The organism is Helicobacter rappini (assembly GCF_900198625.1).
GTDB classification, from domain to species: Bacteria; Campylobacterota; Campylobacteria; order Campylobacterales; family Helicobacteraceae; genus Helicobacter_A; species Helicobacter_A rappini.
The window spans coordinates 1-15,297 of record NZ_FZPK01000013.1 but is presented as its reverse complement, the minus strand read 5'-3'; the positions used below and the strand labels follow the sequence as shown (position 1 = coordinate 15,297).

Below are 15,297 nucleotides of genomic sequence, written 5' to 3'. Positions count from 1 at the left end.
ATAAAATACACACAAAACACCACAGGCAAAAAGGCAAAAATAAAAATATATGATGAAAAAAGCATTAAAATCCTTAGATTATAGCCTACCAAGAGTTATTTAAAATATTAGCAGACTTTTTAGCACTTCGCAATAGATATAAATTAAGCAAGAAAAATTATAAACAATATAGCTTTTACTGAAACTAAAAAGGGCTTGAAAACTCGTTATGCTATCAAAAAAATGAGAATATTGCAAGATAATATTTTATAACAGAAACCTTTTAATTAATTTTTGTATAAATCAAAGTACATTTTATTTGGATTTATCTATGAAATTGTTTTATTGCTTAGATTCTCAACCCCTCGTGTAGATGCAGGGCTTGGGGGGGGGTGTAGAAAGTGGAATTTAGGAATCTTATCTTTTTAGAGTTGTGTTTTTAAGCAAAAGAAAGACGAAATAAACTTTTATTCATTGAAGCAAGGATTGCAATATACAGCATAAAAGGCTTTGAGACATAAAGATAAACCATGCATAAGGCTGATTTATATGCAACACTCAAACATATACAAACCCGCAGTCTCTGACTTTAAAATCACACATAAACTTTTATTGATGTGTGATTCTTGTATTTTTATTGTCTTCTACCAAAAGTGATTGAATATACATCATTGCGTGTTTCAAATAGCGGGTCTTTTGGGGCTTCTACACCATTAGGCAATACATTTGGCATAAACACATCGCCATTACATATATCACCATTATATTGTTTTACAAGCAATGTGCCAACTTCAATTTCCTTATGCTTACCACTCCAAAGGGCTGTGGTATCATCGGTTTTATCCTTTGGATTTGCTAGGACTAGAATCATCTTATAAGCAATCGGGGCTTTTTTGCTCTTTTCTTTAAAATCAGATTCTAAAAAGTCGTTGCTAAGTTTTTGCAGCTCGTTTTCTTTGAGATAGGCTACGCCATTTGCTGGGACAAATTTAAATCTTGCCGGAATGAGTTTATTCTTATTATCCTTAAAATAAAAAGTGTGAATGCTGTGATACATCGTATTTGCCACACTGCCTGTTATACCGATATTTTTCATATATTCTTCAAAGTTTTTATATGAGGCGACCTCGCTTGTTCTCTTAGCGATATAGGCAGTATCTACCTTGCCATCTTTTGGGATTCTCATCGCAAAAAACTCGCCAAATTCCTGTGGATTTTTTGCAAAGTTAATCTCAGTATTTAGCATAACAATTTCCCATTCATCTTTTTGCCCTTGAATTTTCAATGCCATGCCTCTAGGCTTTGATTTATCGCTTGCCACTCTGCTTCCACCACCAAGTGAATATCGCACTTCTGTCTTAATGCTTTTTTCTTTTAACAATGGTATATTTAGCGTTTTTGTAATGTTATTTGCTGGGATAAACTCTCCATTCGCACAAAAACCTTTTGCGTGGTTAATCTTTTTATGTGGATCTTTAGAATCTCCATTTAATGCATAAAACACATCAGCAATACCTTCAGCATCATATTGCTTTGTCTCATTTCCATAAACACACATTGTGCTAACAAACAGAGTGCTAACAAACAATTTCGAGATGATAAACTTAGTAGCATTTTTCATATAAAACATTGACATTCCTTAATATTAAAATAAAACTCTAAAATCTTACAATGTTTTTATATTAAATCTGTAAATTTGGTGTTATTATGTTTGTGTTGTGTCTCTATGTCTTGATATAGAATACAGATTGAACGATTTATCTTCACCCTCCGCCATTTAAATTCTCATATCAAATCAATAAGGATTTTATGATTTAGTTTTATCTATATTTTCTATATCATTATCTATTTCATTTTCTGTATCTTGTTTGGGTAAGACAATGCGGTCTATCAAGGTTTTTGCAAGCAGTCTTGAGCCATAGGGGGTAAAGTGGATACCATCTTGGGCTCTTACTAATCTACTTCTTCCACTGCTATCCTTTATATATGCACTGAATTTGCCATTATGTAAAATCGCATCAGCTGTGAGAAAAATCCCGCCATTTGCACTTACGACTTGATAGTATAGCGTGTTGAGATAGGCTAACTTCTTATTCAAAGTTTCATTCTTTGTCATAGGGACTGCATACCATACAACTTGTGTGCCATGTGATTTTGCAATATTTATGATTGCTTGAATCCGATTTTTATACACTTCTTCCCAACTCTCTGTGCCAAAACGCATTTTTGGCATATTCCACGGATCATTTGCCCCAAGACACACGACCAATACGCCTATGTCTTTATACTGCTGAAAGGCTTGCATTGTCGCCCTCTCCCAGTTAAAAAACGATGGATAAGTAAGTCCTGTGCTTTGCTTTGCAAGATTTTTTGTGCGAAAACCATGCTGTTGTAACATACGGGGTAAAACCATGCCAATGCCCTGCATTAAAGAATCACCGATAAGCAAAAACCTTGTTTGTGGTGGTAGTATAAGCATTTTATCACTACTTTGTATGTAAGTAGAAGTAGATTCTGTATTTATAGTCTCTTCTTGCAATATAGGTTTTTGTGTATTTGTGGTAGCTAGTTTAGAATCTTTTGTAGAAGTATCATTTGATTCTACAATCTCTTCCTTTTTGACTTCATCTAATTCCAATGTGTCTGTTATGGGTGATTTATCATATTGTGGCAGGGCTAACTCTATTGTGCTAGATTCTGGTTCAAAGATGGCAACTCGCATTTTTTCCAATCTAGCTGCAATCATATCCCCAAATGAAAAAAATGAAGATTCTGTGGTAATCATATCACTTGCATAATGATACTGCTGCACAATGTAGGAAATAATACTTCTATGATACACATAGCAAACACAAAGCATAGTAAGTAGTCCCACAAAAACAAAGCGTATTACTCCCATATTAGTGCCTTGCATATCAAAATCCTGCATAAATAAAGTTTGGAATGCCACTTGGACCAAATCCTATAATAACAATAAGACAACCCGCAAATATAAATGGCTGCAAAATAAAAGGCATTTTGTAGAAAAATATAGAAAATCTTCTCTCCATATTCTCACACAATGGATAAAGCACAAATAAAATAGCACATAAAATACATAATAAAATCTCAGTATTTAAAAAGGGTTTTGTGCTATTTAACATGAAAGATTCTAAATAAAAGAGAGCATCTTCAAGGTTTGGATAATAGAAAAATACCCATGCAAAAGTTACAAAATGAAATGTGATAAAAGCACTTACATAAGGGATAGGTATAGAAAGTTTTAATGCCCTCATGCAATTAAAGCAAATCGTCCCAAATCCATGCAAAAGCCCCCAAATAAGAAAATTATAGGTATTTCCATGCCATATACCTGATAAGCCAAAAGAAATCATAACAAAAACTTGAGCTAGAAAAAAGCCCTTTTTATTCCCACCTAAAGGAATGTAGATATAATCTCGTATAAAAAGTGATAGGCTAATATGCCATCGCCCCCAAAAATCTTTGATATTTCTTGCTGCATAGGGCATGTTGAAATTTTGCGGTAAGCTAAAGCCAAGCATTAAGGCAAATGCACTCACCAAATCCACATAGCCACTAAAATCACAATACAGACGCACTGCATACGCATAGATTCCAAGTAAAAGCGTCAAAGAGCTATAATCAGCAGGATTTTGTAATATAGAATCTGAATAGGTTTGCAGATAACTAGCACACAATACTTTCTTAAATAAGCCAAATAAAATCAATGTAAAAATAAGACTTGTCTTACCAAAATGTCTTTCTTTATGAAGCTGTGAGAAGAAAAACTCACTCCGCATAATAGGACCAGAAATAAAAGTAGGAAAAAATGATAAAAATATTGCCAAAGAAAATAGACTAGCCATTTTTCTAGTCTTTGAGACAGACACAAGGTAGGTAATTGAAGCAAAGGTATAAAAGCTAAGTCCTAAAGGAAATAAGATATTAATATCAATGACATCAAGCCCAACAAGCATAAATATCATATCAAAGCTATCTTTAATGGAAGCAAAATATTTAAAAAAAGCAAGATTTAGCACAACAAGCCCAAGCGATAAAGTAAGCATAATCCGCGTTTCATACAGATAAATAAGACTAGAAAAAAGATAGATAACAAGCGTATATATGGCTACTACAAGACCAAAATAAGGATTAATCCATAATAATATAGCGTAGTTAAATAGCAATAATAAAGCATTTTGATAGATTCTGCCTACATATTTTAACCCCCAGTATAAACAGAAAAATAATAAGAATACAATCGCAAACTCCAAAGTAAAAAAAATCATAATATCCTCATTATAAGATTCACTCTAACTACTCTAAATCATAAAAATATATTTAAAATAAAAACGCAAATTGTAACAAATTTTAAAGAATAAACGCAGGATTCTAGAAATGATTTTATATAATATTTCACTTTAAGAACATAGGGGCATGAGTGCTATATCTTGCTTTATGTGTTATAATTGAGAGTAAATCAAAAGGAATAGTATGTCATCTAAAAAAAGCATATCAAAAACGCCAAAAATAAAGATAGAAACACATATAAAAAACACACAAAGCTACATGCAAGACCTATTTTGCTTTATCGGTGAAGATAGTAAAAGAGAAGGGTTAATAAAAACGCCAGAGAGAGTAGCAAAGCTGCATGAAATGCTTTATAGTGGTTATGAAATAGATCCTAATAGTATTTTAGATTCTGTATTTAGCGATGGGGCATGTAATGAAATGGTGGTTGTGCGAGATATTGAGTTTTACTCAATGTGTGAGCATCATTTATTGCCTTTTTTTGGGAAAATCTCAATCGGTTATATCCCAGATAAAAAAGTCGTTGGAATCTCAAATCTATCAAAGCTAGTAGAAGTCTTTGCTAGACGATTGCAAATACAAGAAAAGCTTACCACACAAATCGCTGATACCATCATGCATTCACTCAAACCAAAAGGGGCTATGGTAGTCTGTGAAGCCCTGCATTTATGTATGGCAATGCGTGGTAATGCCAAGCAAAACTCAAAGATTCTCACTTCTGCTGTGCGTGGATTATTCCAGCAAGATTCAAGGACTAGAATGGAGTTTATGCAGCTTATTAAAACTTAGCTTTGTGTAAATCTAAAACAATAATGTATAATATCCTTTTTATTTAAAAGATAAGAGAATCTACATGACTAAAACAATGAAAGCTTATTATGCTAAAGCCTATCCAAAGATAAATATCACATTAAAAATAGGCGAAAAAATAGGGAATCTTCATACATTGCAATCGCGTTTTTGCTTAGTAGAAAGTAGTCTATATGATTCCTTTTTAATTATAAAAGAGCCTTTAGATAACGAAGTATTAACACAAAAAGATTTAGTCAAAAAATTACCGCAAAGATATACAACATTTAGTGAAACAACAAAGCAGCATAACGCAATACAATGCTATCTCTATGGCAATTTTGACTGCAAACTAGAAGATAACCTCATTTATAAAGCTTACATGCTTTTAGCCCAACATATAGATTCTAATACTAGCCCTTGCTTCATTCATATTATCGTGGATAAGAGAATACCAGTTGGCGGTGGGCTTGGTGGTGGCAGTGTGAATGCAGCTTTAATGCTTTTATTACTCAATGAGTTATTTAACCTAAATTGCAGCAAAGAGATTCTATATCAATATGCAAAAGCACTTGGTAGTGATGTAGCCTTTTTCCTTATGATTTATACGCAAAATGGCACACATATCACACCATATTTTTATGCAGAGCAAAACTTAAGTAAGGGGGATTTAGATTCTATTTTATTTAAACAGACGCAAGATGAAAACTTAGATTCTAATATTTGTCATGTTGAGCGTAGCAAGATATCTAAAGACTTAGAAATGATAAAAGAGTCTAAACAAGATTCTAATATAGAATCTAAAAAAGATATTTCGTGCTTACGCACTCGCACGAGCGAAGATCTTGCCCACACTTGCAAATATGACAGGAATCTAGATTCTATATTTTTAGACTCTCTCAAACAAAAAAGACAAGATCATTCTATAAACTTTCTTAGTGCAAATGTCTATGGCACAGGCGAGATTATAGAGCCTTTTTATGAAAAATTACCGCATTTTCTTATCCATTGTAATACTATCGCATGTAATACGGGGGCGGTATATAAAGAATTTGCTAGAGAAAAACAAGCTATAAAAGATTCTAAAAAAGATAATATAGACTTACAAAAAGATTCCATTACGCTATTACAAACATACGACATACATACGCTTAATGACTTATATAAACCCGCTTGTAATCTCTATGAGTTAGAAGCTATCGCAAAAGGGCTACATAAAAAATATGGCAATGTGTATTTTAGTGGCAGTGGCTCAAGCTTTTTTAGCATAAATCATGATATAAAGGAATAGTATGCAAGATTTTATCCGCTTTTTAGAATCTCACAATGAATTAAAGATTATTGACACACCCCTTGATATTGAGTTAGAAATCCCGCATTTAGCCTATTTAGAAGTGAAGAAAAAAGATTCTAAAGCCCTGCTTTTCACTCGTCCCATACATAGAAAACATAAAGATTCTACACTTTCAGGGACTAGCACGGAATGCACGCAACACAATATGCAATCTAGTAATTGTCATGCTAAGCAAAGCGAAATTTCTCAAAATCTAGATTCTAAACCTTGTCATACTGGGCCTTTAGGCGAAGTATCTAACATGGAATCTAAAAAAGATATTTCGCCTTTTCGTAATGCTCAACATGACAAAAAACTACACCCAACAACACAAATGACACAAGACCTAACCTACACCGCACATATAGAATCCAATCTTATAGAATCTAATTTTAACAGCATAGATTCTAGCAACCAAGATTCTAACACAACCACCCAAAATATAGAATCTTTTCATATCCCAGTCCTAATGAATGTCTTTGGCTCTCAAAAAAGACTCGAGTTAATCGCTACGCATTACAACTCAAACGCAGATTTTAAATCCCTAGAATCTATTGCAAATGTGATGAAAAATCTACTCAATCTCTCCATGCCAAAGACTTTGAGTGAAAAACTTGCAAAGCTAAAAGAGTTATGGGCTATGCGACATGTATTCCCTAAAAAATATAAGAACAAACCCCCATGTCAAGAGAGAATCTATACAAAAGATTCAATAGATCTATTTTCACTTCCCATACTTAAGACTTGGGAGGAAGATGGAGGGCGATTTATCACAATGGGGCAGGTTTATACACGAAGCCTTGATGGTAAATCTAATAATATCGGTATGTATCGACTGCAGATTCACTCTCATAATGAGTTGCTTATGCACTGGCAGATTCACAAAGATGCAACGCATTTTTTCCACGAATACAAAAGGGCAAATAAACTCATGCCTGTAAGCATTGCCATAGGTGGCGACCCTCTTTATATATGGTGCGCTCAAGCCCCTATGCCGCCAAAGATTTTTGAGCTTATGCTATATGGGCTTATACGCGCTAAAAATCCGCTATTAGCTGAATGTGTGAGTAATGAATTAGCCGTGCCGCATGATTGTGATATTGTGATTGAGGGCTTTGTAGATACAAGCAGATTTGCCCCGGAGGGAAAGTTTGGGGATCATACAGGATTTTACACGCCAATAGAGCCTTATCCCATCATGCAAGTGAGTGCTATCACTATGAAGCACAATCCAGTCTATCTAGCCACCGTTGTGGGTAAGCCCCCACTCGAAGATAAATATATGGGCTATATGACGGAGCGGCTTTTCCTGCCACTTTTGCAGACAAGCGCACATGGACTTATTGACTATTCTATGCCAGAAAATGGCGTATTTCATAATCTTATACTAGCGAAAGTAAAGACAGATTATCCCGCACAAAGTCTGCAAATGATGCATACTTTCTTTGGCATAGGGCAGATGAGCTTTGTAAAACATGCTCTTTTTGTGAGTGAAGAAGCACCAAAACTGCATAAAGACTACAAGATTCTATGTGATTATATCCTTGATAGAATTAATACCAAAAAGCTATATAGCACTACTGGGAACTGCGATGCACTCGATCATGCGTGTGAGAGATTTGCTATAAGTGGGAAGCTAGGCATTGATGCAAGCGGTGAGATATTAAATCATAATTTTGTAGAAATAAGTGAAAGTGAATTGCTAAAAGCTATGAAAAATATCGCAAATGAGATAGAATCTCTGCATATTTACAAGCATAAAAATCCGCTTATAATCTGTGGTATAAACAAAAAAGATACGCCAATACTAGAATATGCGACTAGATTCTATGAAACCCTTAGACAATATGGGGCATTTTTTATTTTTGTAGATAGTGATAATATTTTGACAAATTACTATATGCTTGTATGGCGTGTGGTAAATTCTATCGATGTGGCAAGGGATTTAAAGATTATTAAGGAGTGTGCTTTTTTAGACGCAACCGCTAAGGGCAAGTTAGAGGGCTATGATAGAGAATGGCCTAAAGATACACTTTGCTCCAAATCTATCCTTAATAATCTAAAAGAGCAAGGCTTACTAGACGACATAGATGAGTCGTTTTATAAACAATTTGGGATTTTGTAGATTGGTGCTTTATGTATTTTATCTTTAATGTAAAAAATAGTAACTCTTTATTTTATTATTTATATAAAAAATACACAATGTAATCTATATTAATGCAAAAGATTGTTAAAATTCTGTTTTGTTATAGAATTAGTAATTGGGGTGCAAAATTTAGATTCTACAAAGTTATAATAAGCATAGTTTCATAGAATCTAATTGAATAAACAATATACAAGATTCTAAGTTTTATGATGATAAAAGGAAAACTATGTTTGGTTTTAGAAAAAAACAACAAAAAGAGCAAATTACAACACATATAGTAAGCCTATATCTTAAAAGTCATGAGATAGAAGAAAGGCTTAATAATCTTACTATTCAGCCAAAATTAGCCATTGGCTATCTTATGCCAAATATGGATTTTGCGAGTATTGCAAATAAGATAAAACAGACATTACCAAACGACTGCGTTGTGATTTTAGCAAGTTCATCTGGGCTTTTATGCAGTCAAGATGAGCTAAAAACATGTGATAAATTTTATGGTAATGGTATGGAGGGTGATGGCGTTGCTATCATGCTTTTTGCCGCAAGTATGATAGAGCATATACATGTGCATACGCTGCCCCTGCATAAAGATTCTGCTGATATAAATGCACAAATCTCACAGCTTGAAAGTGAAGTAAGAAAGGTGAACTTACCCTTTAAAGCCACGCATACAGATACGCTAGGATATGTGCTTGTTGATGGGCTTAGTGGTAGTGAGAGTTTCTTAATGGAAGCGATTTATAATGCAGGTAAATTGCCATGTTTTTATGTGGGTGGAAGTGCTGGTGGAAAGCTTGATTTCAAAAACACCTACATTTATAATAATACGAGCGTTGTGCAAAATGTAGCGGTGCTAACTTATGTCAAATTGCGTGAAAGTTATCGTTTTGGAATCTTTAAAACACAAAATTTTGCACCTACAAATACACATTTTGTAGTGCTTGATGCTGATATGAAAACACGCGTTATTACAGACTTTTTAGACACAAAAACTTATACGCAAGTAAATGCCCTGCAAGCCCTTGCCACACATTTTAACTGCCCTGTTGAAAAAGTCCCAACTTATATGCAAGAATACACATTTGGTGTAAAAATACAAGATGAAATCTATGTGCGTTCAGTAGCAAATTTTGATATAGAAAATGGCAAAATATGTCTTTATTGCGATGTTGATAAGGGGGAAGAGATTCTGCTTTTAAAAAGAACTGACTTTATAGAATCTACAAAAAAAGATTACGAAGAGTTTGCGAGAAACAAGCCAAAACCGCTTGGTGCGATATTTAATGATTGTATTTTAAGGCGACTAAACAATACGCAAAGACTTTCTTCAATGCAGATTTTTAATGATTTTCCTGTAGTTGGGTTCTCAACTTTTGGAGAATTGCTTGGTGTGAATATCAATGAAACTCTAAGTGCTATATTTTTCTATAAGCAAGAAAATGGCGTATTTAGTGATGTCCTTGTAGATTCTTTCCATAGACAATACGCACAATATAAAACATATTTTATTACTAAGAAAATGCGTAAATTAGAACTTATTAATAATATCAATCAAAAAATGCTAAGTCAGCTAAAAGCAAGTGTGCCGACATTCAAAAGCGTATCTGATACTCTAGCCCATGTTGCAGAAGACTTTAAATGTGTAGAAAATAATCTTGATGATGTAAATATGAGCTTTGATAGCTTTGTAAGCGGTTTAACTTCTGCTATGGATAAAAATAGCGAAAATATGAATCTAGAAGATTATATTAAAAGCCTTTTGTCTGGCATTGATGACTTAAATAGAATCTTGGATATTATCGCAGGTATTGCAGATCAAACGAATTTATTAGCATTAAATGCAGCGATTGAAGCAGCAAGGGCTGGGGAGCATGGCAGAGGCTTTGCAGTCGTAGCCGATGAGGTGAGAAGTCTAGCTGAAAGGACACAAAAAAGTCTTGTTGATACAAACACTTCAGTAAAATCAGTCATTGAAAATGTGCAAACTATCGATCAATGTGTGAAAAATACAAATCAAGGCATGTGTGATATTCAAGAACAATCTCACAATATATCAAGCACAATTACAGAACTTATAAATAACGGCAAGGCAATATCAACTATGATAGCCCAAAAATCACAAATAGGTGATGATCTTGACAGAGAACTAGAACACATAGCAGTGTATGAGCGTATTTTGGAAGTGCTTTATAAATAATCTTAAAAAACATTACCCATATAAAGCTTAGATTCTGTTACATTAACATAGCCTTATTTGCTATTTGATAACGATAAAATAAGATATAATACGCCCTTTAAACAATTAAATTAAGGTAAATTTATGAAAAAAACTATTTTTTTAACAAATGATGATGGCTATTTTAGTCAAGGCTTGATTGCCCTGCGTAACGCTTTAAGTGATATTGCACGCGTTGTGGTCGTAGCCCCAGCCCATGAAAAGTCAGCATGCGGTCATGGTTTATGTGTGAGTAAGCCTCTGCAACTTATAGAATTGGAAAAAGATTTCTACAAGCTTGATGATGGCAGTCCAACTGATTGCGTGTATGTTGGCTTGTGTGAGCTTTTTTCTCACACAAAACCCGATTTGCTTATATCAGGGATTAATATCGGTGCAAATTTGGGCGAGGATACAACATATTCTGGCACGGTCGCAGGTGCAATGGAGGGGGCATTGCATGGGATACAAAGTATTGCTATTTCACAATGTATTAACGACAAACATGGCGAAGATGATAAGCTAGCAAATCGTGATTTCACACTAGCCCTTGATACAATAAGGCAACTCTCATTTGATATATTGCATAATAACTACACGATTGGACACAGAAAACTACTCAATATCAACATTCCTGCAATCTCAAAAGATGAATGCAAGGGCATTAAAGCTACACAGCTTGGATATAGAATCTATAATTCAAAAGCACAAGTCATGCAAAACCCACGCGGACAGAAATACCACTGGATAGGCTTAAATCCATTGCAATGGCAAGAAAGAGATAATGCGGATAATCCATACTTAAAAGATAATTTTTACACTCGTAAAGATATGAAAATAATAAGTGATTTTGACGCAGTGGCAAATAACTATATATCTATTACACCTATGCAGCTTGATATGACAGATTATGCGTGTATGCAATCTTTGCATTCATATTGCGTGGAGAAAGAATAAGTTTTTGTGTTAGGTGATTCATTAATAGAATCTTATGCCGCAATATTAGCTTAATGTGAAACATTTGAATTGCATGTTTGTATAGGATTATAAAAAGTATTAAATATAGACAGATTGCAAGTTTAGGTAAAAAGCGGATACTTTTTTGCTTGGTTACATTAATCTATATCACTTGTTGTCTCATATAAATAAACTTTCGGGCAACAAATGCTTATGCAGACATTTTTCTCTAGCAACATTTTTTAGCACCATCTCTACTATATCTCTTGTTTTGAGAATCCATGAAAAATTCTTTGCGTGTTTTTGGTGTGCAGTGTGGATGATATTTTTTATGATAGTCTAAATATTTTTCATAGCTTGGCAATCCAACTAAGAGATGAAAAAATTTTTCAGAATCTTTATACCATTTAAAGCAAAACTGAAAAAGAGATAACACAATATCTTTTTGCTGTTTCTCTTTGTATTCTCCGTGTAATGAATCTTGGCATAGCGAATCTTGTGTATTTATTGCATCAGGTGTTTTTTGCGTGTCTTTTGATTCCATGCTAATCCTTTTTGTGTGGCTAAGTCATTCTAGCACATTTCACAAGGCATGTCAATAACTGCTTAACGCACATCAGCTCGTAGCGTTACTATGCTAAACATTGCACCACTTTTGCATTGAAAATACTTGGTAATGCGTTTTGGGCTATTATTTAAATAGCTTTCTATGTTTCCCACTTTTGTGCCACCAAGTAGTAAAGCTTGAGTTTGTAAATCCTTTAATGCGGAGAAAAAGAGCATATAACAAACTTCTTTAGAATCTTTAAATACATGAGAAGCCATTTTATTTGCGATAATACCTTGCTTTTTTAAGATAGAGCGCTTTGGATTCTTACTGAATTGTAATGTGATATTTTTATGTAGCTTACTTATACTTTGGGATTTTTTGAGATTTGGTAGCGGTATGTCCTGTGTATCTGCATAAAGTGGATAAAACATTATGCAAAACAAAAGCACAAAACAAACTTTCATTGAAAACCTTGCTAGAGAAAGCCTACTACTCTATGAAGCCATCATGATTCCAGCATGTACATAGTTGATATTGTAGAGCTTATTTACAAGCTGACTGATAAGCCCTTTCATCTCCATGCTTAACTGCTCGTTACGCAATAATTTATTAAACGCTTCAAAGTTAATGTCTTCGCTTGTTTTAGCGATATAACCTGCTGCGATTAGATCCTGACTATTTAGGATATTTTCACCACGCAATACATTTGCCATTGCCATAAAGCTTGAAGCGTCCTTAAATCCCCCTTGTATAGAATCCCCTAGTCCTTCAATCTTTTGCAAATATTCCGATTTTACAAACACATCTTGTGGCAAATAGTTTTCATCGGCACTTATTGGAATGTAGCGATTCCTTGAGCCATGATGAATGTCGATTCCTTGCTGATTATGCACGCTGTCTGTATATCTTTTTTGTAAAACATTCTGTGAAACTTGCATTTGAAATCCTTTCAAAATAGATTTATAGGCTTTAAAGCAAAAAGGATTCCAAAATTAAAATATGTAAAAATATAGACATTTTAGTGTGTAAAATGGGTGAGATTTTATGTGTTTAAATGCCCTGAATTGCTGGTCTAGCATGATGAATAAAAGCGAATCTAGAATCCACACCAACAGAGCACGCAAACAAAACTACAAATTCTAGCAGTTGTTCTGTGGCTTTGGAGACTTTGGCTGACTTGGGGTGGTAGGAGTTATCTAAGCGATATGGCTATCCATCACAATTCAGCCAATCGCCCAAATTGCATAGACAAGGGCGAAAATTTAGCGAATCTAGATTCTGTAAAAAATCAAAACACCCTCCGCGGAAGTATTTTTAGATAATTTCAAGGGTTGTGCAGATTTTTGTGCAGGGAGTTTATTAGATATAAATGACGACACATAAGAATCAAACTCACTTGAAAGTGCTAAAAAGACAACGCAGAATCTAGATTCTATATCTCAATACAAAAAGCCAAAGAGCCATAAAGGTATTTTATTCCCATCACCTTTAGCTATATCATCAAGAATAAGATACGAGTTAGCTAAGTCTTTAATCTGTGTAAAGCTTTTATTCTTACCACCAATTTCAAAAATATAGCGATTATCGACTATAAAATCCCCTTGTGTTGAGACTTCTATCTTATAGGCATTACTCACTTGATTTACAAAAAATGTTTCTCTTAGATTTCCTATTTTTGTATCTTTATACACATAAGCTAGATTTGTATTATTAAGATATATTTTATTTGGTTTAGAGATTTTAGAGAGACCTTGTGTGTGTAAGTCCAGTATATTAATAAGTCTTGCATCTCTTAAATAGCTAAGATAGTCATAAAGCTTTGTGCGGCTAATTTCAGCAAGTGTAGCAATCTTAGTATAGTTAATAGTAAAAGGCTCACTCATTGCTATAACTTCTAATAGCTTTTTTAGCTTATAAGTGTATTTCTGCTCTATTAAGCCTAAAGTTGTTAAATCTATCTCAATGCTAAGATTTATGGTATTAAGCAAACTTTCCATATACAAAGACTTCTTAGCAAAATAGAATGGATAATAGCCTATTTGTAGATATTCCTTAAAGTCTTTTAGATTAATAGATAAGCTTTGTGTAATTTCTGTATGATATTGCAGTATATTCTCAAGTGAGAATCTCTCATATTCCATATTATGTTTAAGCGTTAAAAACTCTCTAAAGCTAAGCCCATCAAGACTATATAAGCTTACTCTACGACTTAAATCACTCTTAGCATTTAGAATACTTATAGCACAAGATCCTGTAAAAAGCACTTTTAAATCGCTTAAATCAAAGATAGCCTTTAAATGCGAAGCAAAATCGCTATATTTATGTATCTCATCAAGCAGTAAATACTCTCCGCCACTCTCAGCAAAACAAAAAGCAAACTCACTAAGATTAAATGAACTTAAAAATGGATAATCAAGGCTTATATAAAGAGCTTTATTCCCGCTAGCTAATAACTCTAAAAGTCGTTGTATAAGCATAGTAGTCTTACCAACTCCCTAGCTCCAATGATTCCAATAAGATTATAACTAAAATCAATATCTTTAAAAAGATAGCGTTTATGTGCTATATTGAAATTTTTTATAAGTCTGTTTTGATACGATTCTGTCGTGCTTTGCATGATAATCCTTATAAGTGTAGTTGTCTATGGTCATTTACAATTATAGCTTAAATATTATGTTATATTGTTGTGATATGTAAGCATGATTTATGATAAATAGTGATAAATAATATTAAATTATTATAATTTATGTTAAATCATGTTAATTAATGATAAATAATCATAATTCATGTTTATTTATTATGGTTTATGATAATTTAATATGTTTTATTATTAAATATGATAAATAATTATAAATAATTATAAATAATGTTAAATTATAATTTTTTATGCTTTAAATATTTTGCTTTTAGGATCTAAATATAAAATCTTTGTGTTATGTGTTATAGGTCTGTATTGTTTGTAAGCATTAAAGCAGATAAGATTCTATCTCTTGTAAAAGTAAAATTAGAATCTTTTT

13 protein-coding genes are annotated in these 15,297 nt (G+C 33.4%); 5 read left to right on the top strand and 8 right to left on the bottom strand.

Annotated features, from left to right (window positions below):
* Positions 1-613 precede the first annotated feature (613 nt).
* From C6H17_RS03430 to C6H17_RS03420, 3 genes are all read right to left on the bottom strand, one after another.
* Positions 614-1,537: a catalase family peroxidase gene (locus tag C6H17_RS03430; RefSeq protein WP_190318775.1), complete on the bottom strand. Its 924-nt coding sequence runs from the start codon at positions 1,535-1,537 to the stop codon at positions 614-616.
* 249 nt (positions 1,538-1,786) lie between these two features.
* The gene (locus C6H17_RS03425; RefSeq protein ID WP_005218983.1) at positions 1,787-2,878 is read right to left on the bottom strand and encodes a DUF459 domain-containing protein; all 1,092 of its coding nucleotides are present in this window, start codon (positions 2,876-2,878) and stop codon (positions 1,787-1,789) included.
* A gap of 16 nt (positions 2,879-2,894) precedes the next feature.
* The gene (locus C6H17_RS03420; protein WP_005218981.1) at positions 2,895-4,268 is read right to left on the bottom strand and encodes an MBOAT family O-acyltransferase; all 1,374 of its coding nucleotides are present in this window, start codon (positions 4,266-4,268) and stop codon (positions 2,895-2,897) included.
* Positions 4,269-4,473: 205 nt separating this feature from the next.
* Between C6H17_RS03420 and folE the strand changes: the two genes are divergently transcribed.
* The 5 genes from folE (at position 4,474) to surE (ending at position 11,730) form a co-directional block, all read left to right on the top strand.
* Positions 4,474-5,079 carry a GTP cyclohydrolase I FolE gene (gene folE, locus C6H17_RS03415; RefSeq protein WP_005218979.1) on the top strand — a complete coding sequence of 202 codons (606 nt, stop codon included), beginning with the start codon at positions 4,474-4,476 and terminating at the stop codon, positions 5,077-5,079.
* A 64-nt stretch (positions 5,080-5,143) separates the two neighbouring features.
* Positions 5,144-6,370, top strand: a complete 1,227-nt coding sequence (locus C6H17_RS03410) for a hypothetical protein (RefSeq protein WP_005218977.1) — start codon at positions 5,144-5,146, stop codon at positions 6,368-6,370.
* Between the two features lies 1 nt (position 6,371).
* The gene (locus C6H17_RS03405) at positions 6,372-8,537 is read left to right on the top strand and encodes a menaquinone biosynthesis decarboxylase (protein WP_005218974.1); all 2,166 of its coding nucleotides are present in this window, start codon (positions 6,372-6,374) and stop codon (positions 8,535-8,537) included.
* A gap of 247 nt (positions 8,538-8,784) precedes the next feature.
* Positions 8,785-10,755, top strand: coding sequence for a methyl-accepting chemotaxis protein (locus tag C6H17_RS03400; RefSeq protein ID WP_005218973.1), 1,971 nt, complete (start codon positions 8,785-8,787; stop codon positions 10,753-10,755).
* A gap of 123 nt (positions 10,756-10,878) precedes the next feature.
* A complete protein-coding gene (gene surE / locus C6H17_RS03395; protein ID WP_005218971.1) occupies positions 10,879-11,730 on the top strand; it encodes a 5'/3'-nucleotidase SurE in 852 nt (283 codons plus the stop codon).
* Between the two features lie 229 nt (positions 11,731-11,959).
* Here surE and C6H17_RS03390 read toward each other — a convergent pair whose 3' ends face one another.
* The 5 genes from C6H17_RS03390 to C6H17_RS12795 all read right to left on the bottom strand — a co-directional run bounded on the left by C6H17_RS03390 (position 11,960) and on the right by C6H17_RS12795 (position 14,897).
* Entirely contained in the window at positions 11,960-12,274 is a 315-nt protein-coding gene (locus C6H17_RS03390) for a YbdD/YjiX family protein (protein WP_005218970.1), read from the bottom strand.
* A 62-nt stretch (positions 12,275-12,336) separates the two neighbouring features.
* Positions 12,337-12,744, bottom strand: a complete 408-nt coding sequence (locus C6H17_RS03385) for a hypothetical protein (protein ID WP_020995620.1) — start codon at positions 12,742-12,744, stop codon at positions 12,337-12,339.
* 30 nt (positions 12,745-12,774) lie between these two features.
* Positions 12,775-13,218 carry a hypothetical protein gene (locus tag C6H17_RS03380; RefSeq protein WP_005218966.1) on the bottom strand — a complete coding sequence of 148 codons (444 nt, stop codon included), beginning with the start codon at positions 13,216-13,218 and terminating at the stop codon, positions 12,775-12,777.
* Between the two features lie 501 nt (positions 13,219-13,719).
* Entirely contained in the window at positions 13,720-14,757 is a 1,038-nt protein-coding gene (locus C6H17_RS03370; protein WP_005218965.1) for an AAA family ATPase, read from the bottom strand.
* Complete coding sequence (locus C6H17_RS12795; protein ID WP_223808339.1) at positions 14,736-14,897, bottom strand: hypothetical protein; 162 nt, start codon at positions 14,895-14,897, stop codon at positions 14,736-14,738. The genes C6H17_RS03370 and C6H17_RS12795 overlap by 22 nt, the downstream gene beginning before the upstream one ends.
* Between the last annotated feature and the right edge of the window lie 400 nt (positions 14,898-15,297).